The 19610-nt window shown below is 27.8% G+C and carries 15 protein-coding genes; 2 read left to right on the top strand and 13 right to left on the bottom strand.

The genetic code is table 11. The annotated features are described in order from the left end of the window. Positions 1-65: 65 nt before the first annotated feature. Positions 66-608, top strand: coding sequence for a hypothetical protein (locus AMRN_RS06030; RefSeq protein WP_099310636.1), 543 nt, complete (start codon positions 66-68; stop codon positions 606-608). 15 nt (positions 609-623) lie between these two features. Here AMRN_RS06030 and AMRN_RS06025 read toward each other — a convergent pair whose 3' ends face one another. From AMRN_RS06025 to aroB, 9 genes are all read right to left on the bottom strand, one after another. Next, entirely contained in the window at positions 624-1448 is an 825-nt protein-coding gene (locus AMRN_RS06025; RefSeq protein WP_099310635.1) for a mechanosensitive ion channel family protein, read from the bottom strand. A gap of 10 nt (positions 1449-1458) precedes the next feature. Further along, entirely contained in the window at positions 1459-3660 is a 2202-nt protein-coding gene (locus AMRN_RS06020) for an endonuclease MutS2 (RefSeq protein ID WP_099310634.1), read from the bottom strand. 32 nt (positions 3661-3692) lie between these two features. Continuing rightward, positions 3693-5027, bottom strand: coding sequence for an SLC13 family permease (locus AMRN_RS06015; RefSeq protein ID WP_099310633.1), 1335 nt, complete (start codon positions 5025-5027; stop codon positions 3693-3695). Positions 5028-5227: 200 nt separating this feature from the next. After that, positions 5228-5764, bottom strand: coding sequence for a molybdopterin adenylyltransferase (gene mog / locus AMRN_RS06010; RefSeq protein ID WP_099310632.1), 537 nt, complete (start codon positions 5762-5764; stop codon positions 5228-5230). 16 nt (positions 5765-5780) lie between these two features. Then, on the bottom strand, positions 5781-6293 hold the full coding sequence (gene bioV / locus AMRN_RS06005) for a pimelyl-ACP methyl ester esterase BioV (RefSeq protein ID WP_099310631.1): 513 nt from the start codon (positions 6291-6293) through the stop codon (positions 5781-5783). Continuing rightward, positions 6283-7758 (bottom strand): AAA family ATPase, encoded by a 1476-nt coding sequence (locus AMRN_RS06000; RefSeq protein ID WP_099310639.1) that lies wholly within the window; start codon positions 7756-7758, stop codon positions 6283-6285. The genes bioV and AMRN_RS06000 overlap by 11 nt, the downstream gene beginning before the upstream one ends. After that, positions 7739-9007 (bottom strand): tRNA (N(6)-L-threonylcarbamoyladenosine(37)-C(2))-methylthiotransferase MtaB, encoded by a 1269-nt coding sequence (mtaB, locus tag AMRN_RS05995; RefSeq protein ID WP_099310630.1) that lies wholly within the window; start codon positions 9005-9007, stop codon positions 7739-7741. The genes AMRN_RS06000 and mtaB overlap by 20 nt, the downstream gene beginning before the upstream one ends. Next, positions 9004-10680: a mechanosensitive ion channel domain-containing protein gene (locus tag AMRN_RS05990; RefSeq protein ID WP_099310629.1), complete on the bottom strand. Its 1677-nt coding sequence runs from the start codon at positions 10678-10680 to the stop codon at positions 9004-9006. The genes mtaB and AMRN_RS05990 overlap by 4 nt, the downstream gene beginning before the upstream one ends. After that, complete coding sequence (gene aroB, locus AMRN_RS05985; protein ID WP_099310628.1) at positions 10680-11717, bottom strand: 3-dehydroquinate synthase; 1038 nt, start codon at positions 11715-11717, stop codon at positions 10680-10682. The genes AMRN_RS05990 and aroB overlap by 1 nt, the downstream gene beginning before the upstream one ends. A 166-nt stretch (positions 11718-11883) precedes the next feature. Between aroB and AMRN_RS05980 the strand changes: the two genes are divergently transcribed. Next, complete coding sequence (locus tag AMRN_RS05980) at positions 11884-13530, top strand: BCCT family transporter (protein WP_099310627.1); 1647 nt, start codon at positions 11884-11886, stop codon at positions 13528-13530. Between the two features lie 6 nt (positions 13531-13536). Here AMRN_RS05980 and AMRN_RS05975 read toward each other — a convergent pair whose 3' ends face one another. Genes AMRN_RS05975 through AMRN_RS05960 form a run of 4 tightly spaced genes read right to left on the bottom strand, consistent with a single transcriptional unit; the run spans position 13537 to position 19558 of the window. Continuing rightward, positions 13537-14127: a TetR/AcrR family transcriptional regulator gene (locus AMRN_RS05975; protein WP_099310626.1), complete on the bottom strand. Its 591-nt coding sequence runs from the start codon at positions 14125-14127 to the stop codon at positions 13537-13539. 1 nt (position 14128) lies between these two features. Then, positions 14129-17227: an efflux RND transporter permease subunit gene (locus AMRN_RS05970; RefSeq protein ID WP_099310625.1), complete on the bottom strand. Its 3099-nt coding sequence runs from the start codon at positions 17225-17227 to the stop codon at positions 14129-14131. A gap of 1 nt (position 17228) precedes the next feature. Continuing rightward, entirely contained in the window at positions 17229-18332 is a 1104-nt protein-coding gene (locus AMRN_RS05965) for an efflux RND transporter periplasmic adaptor subunit (RefSeq protein ID WP_099310624.1), read from the bottom strand. Then, a complete protein-coding gene (locus AMRN_RS05960; RefSeq protein ID WP_099310623.1) occupies positions 18329-19558 on the bottom strand; it encodes a TolC family protein in 1230 nt (409 codons plus the stop codon). The genes AMRN_RS05965 and AMRN_RS05960 overlap by 4 nt, the downstream gene beginning before the upstream one ends. Positions 19559-19610 lie beyond the last annotated feature (52 nt).

Here is a 19610-nt window from a genome sequence, read left to right as displayed (position 1 = left end):
TTGTATTAGTTTTTTTGATAATATTAATCAATTTACTTTTATTATAATTTTTATAAGGAATATTTATGAATAAAATATTATATGCTTTTATTGGATTGTTTATTATAGCAACTAGTTATGGGATTTATACACAAGTTACAAAAAAACCTTTAAGCACAAAAAGAGTATCTTGTCAAAATAAAACGACTACTTTTGAAAAAATAAATAAAAATGCAAATATTCAAAAGGCAAAAGAACTTTTTCTAACTTCAAACTATGACTTATCAATAATTATTGACTATTCAAAATATATGAAAAGTAATTTAAAATCTATTTTAGATGAACAAAAATTAGAAAAAATGATAAAAGATGTAATAAGTAACTATGAAGATGAAGATAAAAGTGTTAAAAAGAATCTAACTATTCATGCATATCTTTATGAAAATGACAAAGAAGACAAGGGTAAAAAAAGCAAAAAAGCAAAACTTTATGCGGGATATATTCTTATGGAGTTTAAACTAAATAACAAAAGTGTTTATAAAATCCAAACTGATTATATGAATATGGATACAAGTGATTTAAAAGAAAGAATTGATTGTTCAATTAAATCATTTGTTTCTATAAAATAAAAAAGAAAATCTTTTTTAACTGTTATGAATATATACATCTCTTATAGGATAAGGTATTTGAATACTATTTTTCTTTAAGGTTTCAAAAATTGCTAAATTTACTTTATATTGTATTTCAAAATAACTATCTGTTTTAGCCCAATATCTATACTCTATATTCACAGATGAATCAGCAAATTCTTTGATACCAACTTGAGGTTTAGCACTACTTGAAATATACTCTTTAAACTCATCAAATACTTCCAATATCAAAGAATTTGCTTTTTTAATATCACTGTCATAAGCAACACCAATTGTTGATTCAACTATTCTAAAATCAAAAGAGTTGACAATCACTTCACCAATAATATACTTATTTGGAACAGTTATTTTTTCTCCATCTTCTGTAAGTAAAATAGTATGTCCAAGTTTTATCTCTTCTACTATTCCAAATACATCTTGAACTGTTATTGTATTACCTACAATAAAAGGTCTTGTAATTATAATAGAAAGCCCTGCACCATAATTTGATAAAGTTCCTTGTAATGCTAGTCCTGCACCAAGAGAAGCAGCACCAATACCAGCAATAAATGGAGTTAAAGTAATACCTAGTTTTCCAACAGCAATAATTACTGCTCCAATTATAATACTAAATTTTACAATATTTACAATAAACTTTGTAAGAGTAACATCTAGGTTATTTTTATGACAAAGTTTCTCTATTGCTAAAGAAAGCTTTTTACCAATAAAAAATCCCAAAATAAGTATTATTATAGCTCCAAGAATTTGGAAACTATAATTCATAAAAAACTCTATTAAAAGATCATAAACCTTTTGAATTGACTCAATTTCTTGTTGCATTAATTAACCTTTATAGTTTTATTACTTTTGCTCCAAATCCGCCACTACTTGGATGTGCATCTTCATAGCTTCTAATTTTAGGATGTTTATCAAGATATTTTTTTGTTGCTGCTGCTAATTTTCCTGTACCAATTCCATGATAAACTAATACTTCATCAAAACCTGCAATTAAAGCATCAGATAAAAACTTATCTAAATTTTCTAAAGCTTCATCTACTCTTTGTCCATGCAAATCTAACTTCACATCTCCACTATCAGGTTTTGCAACTGTAAGAGTTGTTTTTGGTTTTATAGTAGGTTTTGGCATATTTCCACTTCTTGATAAATCTTTAAGGGGAACTTTCATTTTCATTCCTGAGTCATTTTCAATGAAAGCTTGTTGTCCTTTGATTGAGACAAGAACACCCTTTGAAGTTCTATATTTAACTCTATCTCCAATTTTTAACTCTTCTACTTCTGTTATTTTTTGAGTTTTAATATTAGAGGCTTTTGTATGAGCAACATTTAAGTGTCTATGTCCCTCTTTTGAAATTTTTGCTTTTATAGCTTTTTTTGCTTCTTCTCTTGCATCTTTATACTCTTTATGAAGTTTAGATTTTTCAGAATAAACTAACTCATCAAGATTTTCTTTTTGTTCTTTTAAACCTTTTTTAATTCTTTGAGTATCTTCTAATTCTTTATCTAATTTTTCAATTTTTTGTTTATATTCTCTTTCAAGGTCACTACTTCTTTCAATAAGTTCATTTAACTTATCCTTATCTTCACCATAAACCTTTTTTGCAAGTTTAATTATATTGTGAGGAATTCCATACCTACTTGCAGTTTCAAAAGCATAAGATTTACCTATTGTACCTTGTAAAAACTCATAAGTTGGTCTTTGATTTTTTTCATCATAAAGGGCTGCTACTAATTCTACCTTATCATTTGAAGCAAGTAATGCTGCCAATCTTTTATGATGTGTAGTAATAATAATCTTTATATCTTTTTTTATAAGTTCTTCAATTATTACTTTAAATAAACTAGCAGCTTCATCTGAATCAGTTCCAAGCTCTATCTCATCTACACCAACAATTGCATTTTTCTTTGAAAAAAGAGTTGAGAACTCAACCATTCTTCCTGCAAAAGTTGAAATATCATTTTTTACACTTTGAGGATCATCTAATACTGCTAATATATTTTTAAAACTTCCAATTTGTGAAGACTTATGTGCATTATATGGAAGTAAATATTTAGACAATAAAACAGCAGATAAAATAGATTTTAACATCATAGTTTTACCACCAGCATTTACCCCAGTAATCATAATAACTGATTTTGTAAAATCAATAGTAATAGGTTTTGCACCATGAAGTGCTGGATGTCTAAAGTCTACTAGTTTACAACTGTTATTTTTACTTGGTAATAAAAAGTTTCTATCATTTGCTTTTGCAAAAAATATTCTTGCTTGGTAGTGATCAACTCTATCAAACTCTTTATTTATAAACTTTAAAAACATCAAATGTTTTTCAAACATTGAAGAGATTTGTTTACAAAATTTCAATAGAACCTCTTCTTGTTTATTTATAAGATCACTTCTTCTTTGTTTTAATTCACTAATATTGTGAGGAACCACATAAAAAAATCCAGAATTTGATCTATGTACAACTGTTGCTTTTATTACATGATTAAATCCACCTCTTACTAAAATAGCTTCTTGGTCATTTACTAAATGTACTTGTGAATCAACTAAATATGGTCTTAATTTTGATGAATTTATTACTTTGTATAAAGATTGTCTAATTAAATCTTTATTTTTATAAATAGCATTTTGGATATTGTCATAATCTTCATCAACACCCTCTTTTAAATTACCTTTTGAATCAAAATAATCATCTAACTTTAAAATATCACTTGGAATGATAATTTTATCTATCCACTCTTTTAATTTTCCCTCAAAATTAAATCTTTTTAAATATAAAAAGTATCTAATTATTTTAGTAAATTCATAGATATCATTAAGTTTTAAAACACCTTGTTTTTGTATATAAATTAAGGATTTATCTAAGTTTGCAACCTCTTTTGGTGCATTTATATCAAACTTTGAAAGTTCTTCTATTAGTTTAAAATGTAAATTTATATCACCTTCAAGTATAATTGATTTTTTTCTTGAAAAAAGCTCTTGGAAGGATTCTATATACTCTGTTAAGTCTAGTTTTTTTATTATATCTTTCATTTGCGTATTATAGCCAAAGGGCTATAATACTTTTATAAATAAAACTGCCAATATAATAAAGCGATTGCTGTAATGCAAAGAATTCCTAAAATATTAAATAGTAATCCAAATTTTGCCATGTCTTTAACTTTAACAGCACCACTACTCATAGCAATGGCATTTGGAGGAGTAGCAATAGGAAGCATAAAGGCATATGAAGCACAAATAGTTGATACAAATAAAATAAGAGTCATATTAACATCTGCTACTTGACCAAGAGAATAAATAATTGGTAAAGCAATTGAAATCAATGCAGTATTTGATGTAACTTCTGTTGTAAATGTTATTAATGCAGCAACTAATATTATAAGAAAAATAACAGGAAGATTTATCAAGTCAAGTAAATAGTGTGCAATTTCATTTGCTAAACCTGTTGATGCAAATGCTGCTGCAATAGAAAAACCTGCACCAAATAAGAAAATAATTTCATATGGAATTTTCTTTGTATCTTCCCAAGTTAAAAATCCAATTTTAGGCATAAACATCAATAAACCATATCCAAGTAAAATACCTTTTTCATTTAAACCTAAACCAGAATAAAAAGGTTCGATTTTTGAATTTACAAAAAGTAAAAGAATTAAACTACCAAGAAAATACATAAGCCTTCTTTGATCAGTTGTCAAATGTTCCCTATCTTCCAAATGTGTATCAAATTTTAGATGTTGAACTCCAAGTGATAAGAAAAAAGGAATTAAAGTTAACATTAAAAAGGCCAATGGAGCAGTTAATAAAATCCATTTTATAAAAGGAATAGCCTCAATTGAGTGTTGATCCATAAAACCTAATAAAATCAAGTTTGGAGGTGTCCCAATAGGTGTTACAATTCCACCAATACTAGCCCCATAAGCAATAGCAAGTACAAGTCTTACTTTTAATTTTGTATCATTAGTCAAAAACATTGCAATAGGTATTAAAAGCAAAGCAGTTGTAGTATTTGAAATAAGTGAACTTAAAAAAGCAGAAGTAATCGCTAATGAAAAAATTATTCCTCTTGGGGTATTAGGAAATATGGTCAATAATTTATTTGATAAATATTTATGTAAATTAGTTTTTTGAGTTGCAATTGCAACCATAAAACCACCAAGAAATAAGAAAATAATTGATTTTGAGTAATTTGCAGTAGTAGCACTTGTACTCATAATATCAAATGAGGGAAATAAAAGAATAGGCAAAAGTGACACTACCCCAATTGGTAATCCCTCATTTGTCCATAGTACTACAAGTAAAACTATTATTGCTAATAAAATTGAGTGTTGAGTACTAAAAGCTATGCTTGCTATTAAAAACATAGCAATTGATAAAATCAATGCAGTAAGTAGTCGTTTCAAAATATTCCTTTTGTATAAAAATTTACTGTTGTTATATTTATTGTAATTATAAAAAACTAAATTACTTTTATATTTGAATTTTTTTAATAAATAAAAATAAAAATATTACATAAAGTTACACAAAAAAATTATAAAACATTATTTCTACATTTAAACCACACTCTTTATACATTTTTAAGTAACATATGCTCTTTTGAAATCTATTTTTTCTTTGGTCTAAAAGGTTTAATTACCTCTTCATTACATTCTAAATATGGCCCTTCCATTAAATCAATACAATATGGAATTGCAGGAAAAACTGCATCTAAACACTCTCTAATTGATTTTGGTTTTCCAGGTAAATTTACAATAAGTGAGCTTCCTCTAAGTCCTGCTGTTTGTCTTGAAAGAATTGCAGTTGGAACAAACTTCAATGACTCAGCACGCATTAATTCACCAAATCCTGGCATCATTCTATCACAAACTGCTTCTGTTGCTTCTGGAGTTACATCTCTTTTTGCAGGCCCTGTTCCCCCTGTTGTAACAACTAAACAACAATCTTCTTTATCTACTAACTCTTTTAAAGTATCTTCAATAGTTTTTTGGTCATCTTCTATACATCTATATACAGGTTCCCAAGAAGAAGTAAGATAATCATTCATAGTATCAACTATAGCTTTTCCACTAATATCTTCATATATTCCCTTACTTGCTCTATCACTTGCTGTAATTATTCCTATCTTTGCTGTGTTGCTCATAATAATCCTTTTATATTTATAGTATATGTCCTGCATCATTTATAAAATAAACTGTTGCAAACTCTTTAAAAAACTCTTTTGCTTCATATGATTTTATTATTTTATCTTTTGAACCAAGATAAACTTCTATTTTAGTACCTTTTTTTATAAGTTCTTTAAGCTCTTTTTCTTTCCATTCATAATTTAGTAACTCTTCTAATTGTTCATAAGTTCCAAGTTCAAAATAGTTTGAAGTATCAATACTTTTAGGATAAGAGATATTTTCTAAAAAATTCAAGCAATAAGCTTTTGCATCTTTTTTAAAAAACATTAGTTGCATTCTTTTGTATTTTTTATCATTGATTTGGAAAAAAGCTGGAGAAAAAAGTTGCAGTAAATCAACTCTTTTTTCACTTTTTAAAGCTTGTTTAAAAGCTTTGATTGCACCATAAGAAAAACCACTAATAGTAAAATCATTTTCAACTAAATATTGATTAAATAGCTCTTTTTCATCCTTTAAACAAAATCCATTATAATACTTAGAAATCATTTTCTAAAATCACCTCATTTTTTAACATAATCTCTTTTAGTCTATTAATTTCAATTGCATTATGTGAAAGCTCTGCTCTTAACTCATTTTTGACTCTATTTATAAGTTCATTTGCATCATTTGCCATCTTATATTTTTCAACCATATTTAAAGCAATCTTCATAGCATGCTTTAAATCATCACTATTAACTGCATGTTGTTCTTTTTTAATAACTTCAACACCAATGCTACCAGCTAAATATCTTTTGATATTTTCTATAAGTTCATTATATGAGGGATAAGTCGATTCTAATTTAGGTACATCTTCATCAAAAAGTGAAACTTTACTTTTACAAACAAAAGCTTTACTTGCTTGATAAATAGATAAAATCTCTTTTTGTTTCTCATTTAAGATTTTTGTTTGTTTTTTTCCAAACTGCAATTTATTTTTTGCTATTTCAATATCTTCATCTTCTAAAACTTTTGATTCTCTTTTTATCATATTTAATAAAGCTTCATTTACCAAAGTAGCAAGTGCAGCAGAAGAGAAACCAGCTGTTGTATCTGCAAGTTTTTCTACATTAAATTCAATATTTTTACCTTTTAAATAAAGCTCTAAGATATGTTTTCTATCTTCTATATTTGGTAAATTTAAAAATACCCTTCTATCAAATCTTCCTGCTCTTAATAAGGCATCATCTAACACATCAATTTTATTTGTTGCAGCTATTACAATAACTCCACTATCTCCCTCAAAACCATCCATTTGAGTTAAAAGTTCATTTAGTGTTGCTTCTCTTTCATCATTTGATGTACCAGTTCTTTTTTTACCAATTGCATCAATCTCATCAATAAATACAATAGCAGGAGCACTAGCTTTTGCTTTTATAAATAACTCTCTTACTTTTTTTGCTCCCATACCAACATATATTTGAACAAAACTAGCTCCACTTTGATAGAAAAATGGGACATCAGCTTCTCCTGCAACAGCTCTTGCAATAAGCGTTTTACCAACACCTGGAGGACCTACTAAAAGTACACCTTTTGGAAGTTTGACTCCATGAGAAATATATTTTTTAGGAGAGTTTAAAAAGTCAACTATTTCTTCAAGTTCAGCTTTAATCTCCGAAATACCAGCAACATCTTTAAATGAAAGGTTTGATGTAACAGCTTTGATATTACTTGAAGAGTCTACATCTTCTTTAGATATTGAATGCTCTTTTTGTTTACTAAGTTCTTTTTCAAAAGCACTAGTTTTAATACCTTTTTTATCAAAAAACTCTTTAATTTTATTTTGCTTGAGTTTTAAAAATATTGCAAATATTAACAATAAAAATAAAAAAAGAAGCCCTACATAGTAAGAACTCCCTTCAATTTGAGTACTACTTTTATACATAGTATAAATAAATAAAACCAGCAATATGGTTGCTGATAAAATCATAAGTTTTAAATTTTTGTCTAACTTATTATTTGAATCTTGCGACATTTTTATCTTGCCTTCTTTCATAATCATCAAGGAAAATCCAATCTCCTGTTAAATCAACACTACTTTCAACTTCAATTTGATTAAAGAATTGATCTAATCCTATGTATTTTCCATTTTTTTCTTGTTCTATCAAGACCTCTAATGTTTGAGTATTATTTTTTCTAAACTCATAGTTTTTCTTCTCTATTATAAATGTTAATTCATTATATCTTTCTTTTGCAATATTACCTTTTACAATATCTTTCATAGATGCACTTGGTGTTCCATCTCTTTTTGAATATGTAAATGCATGAACATGAGTTAAAGGAAACCTTTTTAAGTTCTCCATAGCTTCAGCCCAAAGTTGATTAGTCTCGCCTGGATGACCTACAATAAAATCAGTTCCTAAAGCATAACCATTCTCTTTTAAAAACTCAAAAAGTTCTAAATCTTTTAAAACTTTATTTCTTCTGTTCATTATTTTTAACATCTCTTTTGAAGTATGTTGAAGTGCAATATGCAAGTGCTTTGCCATAAAAGGTTCATTTATAATCTCTTTAAATTCATCATCAATTTGAATAGGTTCAATACTTCCCATTCTAATACGTCTAACACCTTTTATTTGTGACATTTTCTTAAGAAGTTTAGCCAATGATGTATGTTGTTTTTTTCCATAACTTCCTACATTCGTACCAGTTAAAATAAACTCACCAAAACCATTACTTGCAAGTTTTTCTATTTGTTCTAAAATCTTATCTTCTTTATAACTTCTTGCATCACCTCTTACGTGAGGAATAATACAGTAGCTACATCTAAAGTCACATCCTTCTTGTATTTTTATAAAAGCTCTACTTTTACCTATAAACTCTTCAACAATAGTATCATCAATATGTTCTAAATCTCCAGCTTGAAAAAATCTCTCTTCTTTTTTCAAAAGTTCATTGATTTTCTCTTTTTCACTATGACCAAATAAAGAATCAACTTTATCTTCTTTAAATAAATTCTCACCTTTAGTCCATACTCCACATCCAGTAAAAATAACTCTTGGTTTTTTAGGAAATCTATTTAATTGATTTATATAACCCCTTGCAGTTGAATCTGCACTATTTGTAACTGTACATGAATTTATAACTACAATATCAGCTTGCTTTTCATCTTTTGTTACTTCAAAATCTTCTAAATTACTCATCATAACTTGAGTATCAAAAACATTTGTTCTACAACCAAAAGTTTTAAAATATACCTTTGGTTTAGTCTGTGAAAATATCATATAATTTTGCCCTCTTCTGGTAAATCTGCTGGTTTTTCTCTTTTTTCATTAAGATTAATACTTTGAGTAGGATAAGCAATATGGATATCATCTTCTGCCATAAATGCTTTTAAAATTTCAGGTGACATTGTACTTCTAAGCACCAATGCAGCATATGAGTTAGTAAGATACCAAGAAGATATTACAATACCATAAGGTTCAACAAAAGTATAAACTCTAGGTTCAACTCCTGTTGCTCTTAATTGATACTTACTTCTCATTTTTGATAACTGTTTTCTAGTAATATCAGTATATCCTTTAGAATAGTGTTTTAAAATCTCTTTTGCAATATGCTGAGCTTTTTTATGGTTTGAATCAAAGGTAATAGTAATATCAATACCATCCCAAACAGTTCTAAGACCTGAGTGTGTATAGTTTGCAATCATCTCTGAGAAAACATAATTATTAGGAATAAAAAATATTCTTCCCGTTCTTCTATTTACCATATATGATGTTAAAGTTATATCCTCTCTAATAGTAATTTTAAATAATGAAATATCTAAAACATCTCCTACAACTTCAAGACCATTTCTAGTAACTTTAATTCTATCTCCTACTTGAATAGAACCAGATGTTACAATTACAAGCCATCCAAATATAGACATAAACCAATCTTTTAAAGCAATCGCAATACCAGCTGATGCGAAACCTAAGATTGTTACTACATATGAAACATTATCTATATATGAAAATAAAACTATTAAAACTATTATAAATACAACTAGAAAATTGATAATTTTATTTGTGAGATAATAACTCTCATTTTGAGAAAAGTATTTTTTTAAACCTAGTTTTATTAAAAAAGATATAAAAAATAGTAAAAAAACAATTATAAAAATTGTAAAAATTTTCTCTATTTGACTTGAAATTTGTGATTTTATTTCTAATGTTACTTGTTCAACTTTTCTTGTATAAACTTCTTCTGTTGTTGATACAATTTCAAGTACCATATTAAAATCTTTTTTTTGCTTATCTAAAAAAGTCAATATCTCTTTATATTGAGTTTTTTGATCTAAATTATATAATTCCAAATATAAAAAAACTTTTTTTCCCAATAAAGATATAAGATTTGCGATATCTTTTTCTATTGTTATAAACTCTTTTTTATTGTTTTCAAGTTTTTTTATATATGACAATGCATTAATTATTCCAAAAGGATTAGTTATATCTTCATATTTTTCAACTTCTGGGGGACTTAATAAACTCCCAATTGGTGAACCTTTATACTCAGATATAAGTTCTAACTCATTTTGTTTAATTCTAATTTTATTATTTAATTGAGAATAATGTTCATCTGTTTTGCCTTCACTTTTTGCACTTTGTTTTAATAGTTCAAGCTCTTTAGATATTTTTCTATAAGCTAAATAATTACTATATCTTTTTAATAAAATATTATCTTTTAACTTTTCATTTAACTCTTCTATTCTTTTTTGCAATACACCAATTTGAGCAAGATCTTGCATACTTCTTTCTTTTAAAGCCGCTTGTCTTTGAGCTATTTCTTGGTTTGCTAAATCTTGTGCTGTTAACTCTTTTGGTTCATCTAAAATATCATCATCTAATTCATTTGCATAAACACAAAAGTTAAGAAGCAATAAAGCTGCAAAAATATAAGTAAAGAAACCTTTTTTCATTAATTAAAAACCTTTAAAACTTCTATTACGTCATCTTTATTTATTTCATCTGTAATTAGACAACTTCCTATTTTTTTTGGAAGAATAAACTTAATCTTATTATCAAGAGATTTTTTATCCAAAAAGAAATGCTCATAAAACTCTTCAACATCTACAATTTTGTAACTTGTAGGAATATTATACTTTTCTAGTAATTTTTTTACTCTTGAAGCTTCTTCTTGGCTTATATGACCTAACTTTACTGCAAGTTCATTTGCCATAACCATACCAATACCAACAGCTTCACCATGTAAATATGTTTTGTATTGGGTTTCATTTTCAATTACATGTCCAAAAGTATGCCCATAATTTAAAGCTGCTCTAATGCCATTCTCTTTTTCATCTTGAATAACTACATTTGCTTTTGTTTCAACTGATTTTTGAATTGCTATTTTAATATTCTCTTCTTTTGTTAAATCATTTTCTTCTAGCCATTGAAAAAAATCTTTATTAAAAGTTACAGCCATCTTAATAATTTCTGCAATACCTGCACCAAACTCTCTTTTTGGCAAAGTTGTTAAAAAATATGGATCAATTAATACCTCTTTTGGTTGATGAAAAGCACCAATAAGATTTTTCCCATACTTATTATTTATTCCTGTTTTTCCTCCAACACTTGCATCAACTTGAGAAAGCAGTGTTGTTGGAACTTGCACAAAATTAATTCCTCTTTGATAAATAGAAGCAGCAAAACCTGTCATATCTCCAATAACTCCACCACCAAAAGCAACTAAAAGTGACTTTCTATCAAGTCTATTCTCAAAACAATGATCTAAAATCATATCAATTGTTTGCATATTTTTATACTGTTCTCCATCTGGCACAGTAACAACACTTATCTCTTTTGCTGTAATTTTTTCTTTTAAATACTCTAAGTGAAATGAACTTACAGTTGGGTTTGTAACTATGACAACTTTTGTATCATAATATATTTCATTTAACCTATCAATTGTAATATCATAAGAAGTGTTATTTGGTAAAGTAATATTTACTATCATATATAAAATCCATTTAGTATAATTTGATAAATTTTATCTAAAAAGAGCTAATTCTAGCTTTAAAAATATGATTACCTAGGCATAGTTACACAAAAGTGATTTCTTAATTATATGTTAAGATATTTATGTTATCTTAAAAAATTCTATTTTAACTATAAGGAATCTTATGGAAATTTCAAATATTGGTATATTTAAAGGAATGAATAAGAAAATGTCAATACTAAGTATTTTTTTGATACTTTTAAGTGTTGCTATTACTGGATATTTTCCTTTAAAAAGTGCTATTTACTTAAAAGATATAAGGGAATTTTTAAACCCTTTTTTAGAGTGGTATTATGTTTTATTAGTAGCATTTTTATTAGCTTTTATGATTTGGCTGGGAATGGGAAGATATAAAAATGTAAGACTTGGGGGAGATTTAGAACAACCTGAATTTACATTTTTTTCTTGGGTTTCTATGCTTTTTGCAGCAGGAACAGGTGTAGGTATCCTTTTTTGGTCTGTAGCACAACCAATAATACAATTTCAAAATAATCCCTTTACAAGTTCAGCTATGACTCCAGAAGCTGCAATTACAGGAATGAGTCTTAGTTTTTTTCATTGGGGTTTAAATGGCTGGGCGATTTTTTCATTTATTGCACTTACAATGGCATATTTTTCTTTTCGTCATGACTATCCTTTGACTATTCGTTCTGCACTATATCCAATATTTGGAAGAAAAGTGGATGGAATTTTAGGTGATTTTGTAGATATTCTTGCAGTATTTGGTACTGTTTTTGGTATTGCAACAACTCTAGGCTTGGGAGTTGAGCAAATGAATGCTGGATTAAAAGAGGTTTTAAATATTAAGCCATCTTTATTTTTACAACTAGGAGTAATGACTGCAATTATGATTATTGCAACTATTTCTGTAGTCTCAGGAGTAAATAAAGGAGTAAAACTTTTATCAATTGGGAACTTTTGGTTAAGTATAATAGTATTGCTTTTTTTACTAGTATTTGGACCTACTCAATACTTAATTGGAGTAACAGTAGAAGCAACAGGTCACTACATACAAAATATAGTTAGATTAACTTTCCATACTAATGTAACACATGATACAAATTGGCAATCTGTTTGGACAGTATTTTTTTGGGGTTGGTGGATAGCTTGGTCTCCATTTGTTGGGATGTTTATAGCAAGAATTTCAAGGGGTAGAACTATTGGTGAATTTGTAGCAGGAGTACTACTAACACCAACACTTATCACAATTGTTTGGATAGGACTATTTGGAGGAACAGCTTTATATGAAGAGTTATTTTTAGGAAAAGATATAGTTGCAGCTGTAAACAATGATATATCTTCTGCACTATTTGTTATGCTTGAAAATCTTGAAGTTGGTATTCTTGGAGAAATAATGTCATTTTTAATGATTGTTTTAATTGCTACTTATTTAATCACTTCTGCAAATGCAGGAACATTAGTAATAACTACAATCTTATCAGCAGGCTCAACAACACCACCTGCTGTACATAGAGTTTTATGGGGAATAATTTTAACATTATTAACAGGTGTACTTATACTAGCAGGAGGATTAGAAACCTTACAAGCAGCAGTTATAACAGCTGCATTGCCCTTTTCAGTTATTATAATCATTATGATAGCTGGATTATTAAAAAGTCTAAGTTTAGAAAACACACCAGCACGATCTGGTAATGAACAATTAAGCGCAAGAGAACCATGGATTTTAGATGAAGATGTGGGTGAAGAACCAACAATAATGGATGAGTTTAATCCAAATATTAAAAAACTTGAAAAACCAGAGTATAAATAGTTTTATTTATACTCTTAGCATTAAAAAAAGATTATTAATATATGAATCAATGGAATTGATGGTCTTTTGTAAGTCTGATTTGGAAAAAGAGAGCATAAAGTATCCTACAAATGTACTCAAAATACTATCTATAAAAATAGTTGAATTCTCTTTAATCTCTTTATTTTTTATAGCTTTTTGTATATATTTATATAAAAGTTGATAATTTTGCTTATACCAATGATTTTGAAAAAGCATAAAAGCACAGTTTGTTTTGTAGTAAGAAACACCTATTAACTCTTTGAAAATTTTTCTATACTCAATAAATCTTTTTTCATAAGAAGTTAAAATCAACACTTTAATTTTATCTTCAATACTATTTTTTTTTGCTGCTAATTTGTAAACTTCGTCAAGATACTCTGTATGAAGTATATTTGCCAATTCTAAAACTATATCTTCTTTATTTTCAAAATACTCATAAATAGTACCTTTTCCAATATTAGCCTCTTTTGCTAAACTTGAAATTGTTAAATCTTTTAAGCCTTCTTGTAAGATTAAACTCTTACAAGAAAAGGCTATTGATTCTCTTTTTTGATGTTTACAAATTTTTTGTGCCATTTTATTTTTGTTTTTTACTTAACTTTGAGACTAGAATATAAAATAATGGAATAAATATAATAGCTATAAATGTTGCTGATATCATTCCACCAATTACACCAGTACCTAATGAATGTCTACTTGCTGCACCTGCTCCACTACTTAATGCTAAAGGTACTACTCCTAAAGTAAAAGCAAGTGAAGTCATAATAATAGGTCTTAATCTAATTTTTGCTGCTTCAACAGCAGAATCAACTAAACTTAAGCCCTCTTTTTGTTTTTGTAAAGCAAACTCTACAATCAAAATTGCATTTTTAGCTGCAAGTCCAGTTAGAACAAGTAATCCAACTTGGAAATATATATCATTTTCCAATCCTCTTAAATGTGTAGCTACAATTGCCCCAAAAATTGCAAATGGTACTGCAAGAAGTACAGAAATAGGCATTAGCCATTTTCCATATTGAGCAGCTAAGATTAAAAACAGTAAAACAATACCAAAAATAAATGCTTGTGCACTACTACTAGAAATTTGTTTTTCTTGATATGCTGTACCAACCCAACTAATTGTATATCCTTGAGGAAGTACTTCTTTTGCAACTTCTTCAATTGCATTTAAAGCATCACCTGAACTAAAACCAAATGCAGGTTGTCCAGAAACTTTAGCTGCTTGGAAAAGATTAAATCTTTCAACAATATCTGCACCAACAATTGGTTTTACAGTTACTAAAGAACTAATAGGAACTAGTTGTCCATCTTTGCTTCTTACAAGTACAAATTTAAGATCTTCTACACCTTTTCTATACTCACCTTTTGCTTGAAGATTTACTTTATATGTTCTTCCATATAAATTAAAATCGTTAACATAGTAACTTCCAAATGTTGCACTTAAAGTGTTATAGATTTCATCAACTCTTACACCTTTTGCTTTTGCTTTTTTAATATCAACTAATATTCTATATTGTGGAATATTTGGATTTAATGATGTTCTAACACCTTGTAACTCTTCTCTTTTGTTTGCTTTAGAAACAATCTCATTTACATATTTACTTAAATTCTCTATCTTTCCACCACTTCTATCTTGAACATACATTTCAAATCCACCAGAAATACTCATTCCCATAATTGGAGGTGGTAAAACACCAAATGTAAATCCATCTGAAGTAGCCATTAGTTGTTTATTGAATTTTTCATTAATTACAGTTGCATGTTGCATAGCATTAGGTCTTTCTTCCCAATCATTCAATTTAATAATTGTAGCTGCTGCATGTGTTCTTTGACCAAATGTAACTAAATCCAAACCTGCTAAAGAGACTACTTCTTCAACATTTTCATTATCCATTACTATTTGATTTATTTCTTTAGTTAATTTTTCAGTTCTACTTAAAGAAGCCCCTGGTGGGTTATAACTAAATAAGAAAATCGTTCCTTGATCTTCTTGTGGAACAAGTCCTGTTTTTAAATCTTTTAACATATCATAAGATACAAAAATTAATCCACCAAATAATAGAATACTCAATATTGAATATCTAATTGTTTTTTGAACCAAAACTGAATACTTTTGTGTTGCTTTGTCAAACATGTTATTAAACCATTTGAAAAAACCTTTTGGCTTAGTATGTACATCTTTAAGCATAATTGCACAAAGCGATGGAGTAAGTGTAAGTGCTACAAAACCAGAAATTGCAATAGATACAACAATAGTAATTGCAAATTGTCTATACATTTCACCACTTAATCCTCCCATGAATGCAACAGGAATAAATACAGATGACAATACTAATACAATAGCAATTAAAGCACTTGATACTTCTTTCATTGCCATAAAAGAAGCTTCTTTTGCACTTTTTCCTTCACTCATATGCCTTTCGACATTTTCAATAACAATAATAGCATCATCTACAACAATACCAATTGCAAGAACAAGTCCAAATAGTGTAAGTAAATTAATACTAAATCCTAAAGCATACATTCCTATAAAAGCACCAATAATAGATACAGGAACTGCTAAAACTGGAATTAATGTTGCTCTCCAATTTTGTAAAAATAAGAAAATAATTGCAATAACCAAAATAATTGCTTCAACAAATGTTTTTGCAACTTCTTTTATAGATATCTCAACAAACTCTGTACTATCATAAGGTATTTTATACTCTAATCCTGCAGGAAAAGTTTTACTTGCATTTTCAAGTACATTTTCAACAGCTTTTGCTGTTTCTAAAGCATTAGCCCCACTTTGTAAAAATATACCAATAGGAATAGCTGGTTGATTATTTAACTCTGTTGTCATATTATAACTTTGTGCACCAAGCTCAATAGTTGCTACATCTTTTAATGTTAAAGCACTACCATCTTCATTTGCTCTAATTATAATATTTCCAAACTGCTCAGGAGTACTCATTCTTTCTTGTGTTTGTAAAGTATAAGTAAACATTTGTTTATTTACAATTGGTTCTGCTGCAAACTTACCTGCTGCATATTGTGCATTTTGCTCTTTTATTGCATCAATAACTTCTGCTGTTGTTAGCTTTTGTTTTGCTAATTTTTGAGGGTCAATCCAAACTCTAATAGCATAATCTTTTGCACCAAAAATAGTAGCATCACCTACACCACTAATTCTTTTTAAATCATCAACTATATTGATTAATGCATAATTTGACAAATACTTAATATCATGGGCATTTGATGGTGAATGAAGCATAACAACTTGCAACATACTAGGAGATCTCTCTCTTACATTTACTCCTTGTCTTTGTACTTGTTCAGGCAGTTTAGACAAGGCTGCTTGCACTCTATTATTTACATCAATTTTTGCATCATTTGGATTTGTTCCAACTTCAAAAAAGACATTTATACTAATTGTTCCATTATCAGAAGCAACAGAGTTCATATAAATCATATCTGTTGCACCATTTATTTGCTCTTCAATTGGTGCAGCTACTGTTTTTGCAATAGTTTCAGCACTTGCACCTGGATAAGCAGCAGATACAATAATCTGAGGAGGAATAACTCTTGGGTACTGCTCTATTGGTAAATTTATCATAGATACTGTTCCTGTAAGTACAATAATTATAGAAACAACAGCAGCAAACACTGGGTTTTTAATAAAAAATGAAGAAAACATACTATTTACCTAACACTTGAACTTTTGTGTCAGGTCTTACTTTTGCTATATTACTAACAATTATTTTATCACCTGTTTTTAAACCTGATTTAACTACTACACCACTTTGTAATAAACTTCCAAGCTTTATTGGTTTAAGTTTTGCTATACCATCTTGTACTACATAAAGAAAATCCCCATTTGCAGTTTTTAAAATAGCCTCTTCTGGAATAATATGTACATTTTTAACTGTAATATTATTTAAACTGATTTTTGTAAATTCACCAACAATTAAGTTATTATCATCATTATTAAATTTTGCTCTTAAAAGTAAAGTATCTGTATCTAAATCTAATCTAGGAGATATATAATCAATCTCTCCTTTATAAGATTTTCCAAGAACATCTAATGTAACATATACCTTTTTACTTCTTACTTGTTCAATAAAACTTACAACATCATTTTTAGTTAGTGAAAACTCAGCATGAACTGGATTTATTGAAGTTATAGTAACTAATAGTGAATTAGATGCATTTGTTCCAACATAATCTCCAATATCACTCTGTTTTATACCAACTATACCACTAATTGGAGCTTCAACTGTTGCATAATCATACTCAATTTTTGCTTTTTCTAAACTAGCTTTACTACTTTCTAATTGAGCTTTCGCATCTTGATAAATATATACATATTCATCATACTTTTGAACACTAATAGCTTTACTTTTTAAAAGTTTATTTGCTCTTTGATAATCTTTCAATGATTTATTATAATTTGCTTGTGCTTTTTTTACATTTGCACTTGCCATATTTAAATTTGTTTTATAAACATCTTCTTCTATTTTATATAGAAGTTGTCCTTTTTTTACATATTGACCTTCTTTAAAAAACTTTTCTTCTAAAGTTCCTGAAACCCTTGCAATTACCTTTACCTCTTCAAAAGGTGTAATAACAGCAGGATACTCTTTTGAAATAGTTGGTGTTTCATTTTTAACATCAAATACTTTTACTGGTAAAGCAGGTCTTTGTTGCTTCGAGTTTGCTTGTTGCTTTGCTTGAGTATCATCACTGCAAGCATTAAAACCTAAAACTATTAAAACTATTAAGGGTAAAACTCTTTTTCTCATCTAATATATTCCTTTAAATTTTTTCCACTATGATAAATAAGATTTGCTTTTTTAACTTCTATATCATATAAAGCACTTTTTAATACACTTATTGCTTCATATTTTTCACTAAGAGATTCTAAAAAAGCAACATTATCAATTAGTCCACTTTGATATTTTGATTTTATTACTTCATATGCACTATTTGCTGCTTTTAATCCAGCTTGTGCAGAATCAATCTTTAATTTTGCAATTTCATATGCTTTTTTTGCCAATTGTAAATCAACATTTGCTCTATTTTTTTCATACTCATATTTTGATTTTGCACTAATATATTTTCTATATTTTGATTCAAATCTATTTTTTGTCTCTCCAAATGAAAAAATATTCCATTTTAAATTAACTGAAAATATATTTTGTTCATCATAAGGTGCTTTAAAGTCACTATTATCATAATTCATATCTGCATGAGTGTAAGTATTGCTTACACTTATTGTTGGCAAATAATCACTTTTTTGTGCACTTGCATCTTCAAATAAAGCTTTTACTTGAAACTTCAAAGAGTTTATATCTGCTCTATTACTTTGAATTTGCTCTTGTTTTAAAGGCTCTACAAATGAACCATCATCAATGCTTACTGTTTGCCCTGTGATATATTTTAAATTATGAATAATAGTTTGAAGTTCTAACTCTATTTCATGCAAACTTACATTTGCACTTTGAACTCTTGAAATAATTTTTTGTATTTCATCTTCTGTTGTAGTTCCAGCTTCTAAAAATCTATTTAATCTTTCATATTGAGCTTTTAACTGTTCAATTTCTTTATTTTTTGCATCTTTTTTTGCTAATAATGACAAATAATCATAATAATATTTAGTAACATCTAAAGATATTTGATTTTTAATAGAAGATAAATCTTCTTTTTTACCTTTTATACTCATTTCATAACTTGAATATCTGTCGTATTTTTTTCCACCATCATATAAAGTGTAATCAATCGAAGCATTAAGTGTTGTATTATTATCAGGTGTTGAAGCAATTTCTTTATTTGCTTTTGAATAGTTTACACCAAGATTTAAACTTGGTAAATAACCGCTTTTTACACTATTATACTCTTTTTTTAACGATTCTAAATCACTTTTATATGAATCAACTAGTCTATTTTTAATAGATAAATCTATTAGTTCATCTAAGGTTTGTCCCATAAGTAAAATTGGGATAAAAAATAGAAAATAAATTTTTTTCAAAATAACTCCTTTTATCTTGCTAGAAAGATAACATTAATTAGCTTAAATATAT

Source organism: Malaciobacter marinus (assembly GCF_003544855.1).
Taxonomy (GTDB): Bacteria; Campylobacterota; Campylobacteria; order Campylobacterales; family Arcobacteraceae; genus Malaciobacter; species Malaciobacter marinus.
The sequence above is the reverse complement of the archived record's forward strand: the minus strand, read 5'-3'. Positions and strand labels throughout refer to the sequence as shown.

Coding starts and splice junctions, on each gene's coding strand:
- AMRN_RS06030 (WP_099310636.1), top strand. CDS start 66: ATGAATAAAATATTATATGCTTTTATTGGATTGTTTATTATAGCAACT.
- AMRN_RS06025 (WP_099310635.1), bottom strand. CDS start 1,448: ATGCAACAAGAAATTGAGTCAATTCAAAAGGTTTATGATCTTTTAATA.
- AMRN_RS06020 (WP_099310634.1), bottom strand. CDS start 3,660: ATGAAAGATATAATAAAAAAACTAGACTTAACAGAGTATATAGAATCC.
- mog (WP_099310632.1), bottom strand. CDS start 5,764: ATGAGCAACACAGCAAAGATAGGAATAATTACAGCAAGTGATAGAGCA.
- bioV (WP_099310631.1), bottom strand. CDS start 6,293: ATGATTTCTAAGTATTATAATGGATTTTGTTTAAAGGATGAAAAAGAG.
- AMRN_RS06000 (WP_099310639.1), bottom strand. CDS start 7,758: ATGTCGCAAGATTCAAATAATAAGTTAGACAAAAATTTAAAACTTATG.
- mtaB (WP_099310630.1), bottom strand. CDS start 9,007: ATGATATTTTCACAGACTAAACCAAAGGTATATTTTAAAACTTTTGGT.
- AMRN_RS05990 (WP_099310629.1), bottom strand. CDS start 10,680: ATGAAAAAAGGTTTCTTTACTTATATTTTTGCAGCTTTATTGCTTCTT.
- aroB (WP_099310628.1), bottom strand. CDS start 11,717: ATGATAGTAAATATTACTTTACCAAATAACACTTCTTATGATATTACA.
- AMRN_RS05980 (WP_099310627.1), top strand. CDS start 11,884: ATGGAAATTTCAAATATTGGTATATTTAAAGGAATGAATAAGAAAATG.
- AMRN_RS05975 (WP_099310626.1), bottom strand. CDS start 14,127: ATGGCACAAAAAATTTGTAAACATCAAAAAAGAGAATCAATAGCCTTT.
- AMRN_RS05970 (WP_099310625.1), bottom strand. CDS start 17,227: ATGTTTTCTTCATTTTTTATTAAAAACCCAGTGTTTGCTGCTGTTGTT.
- AMRN_RS05965 (WP_099310624.1), bottom strand. CDS start 18,332: ATGAGAAAAAGAGTTTTACCCTTAATAGTTTTAATAGTTTTAGGTTTT.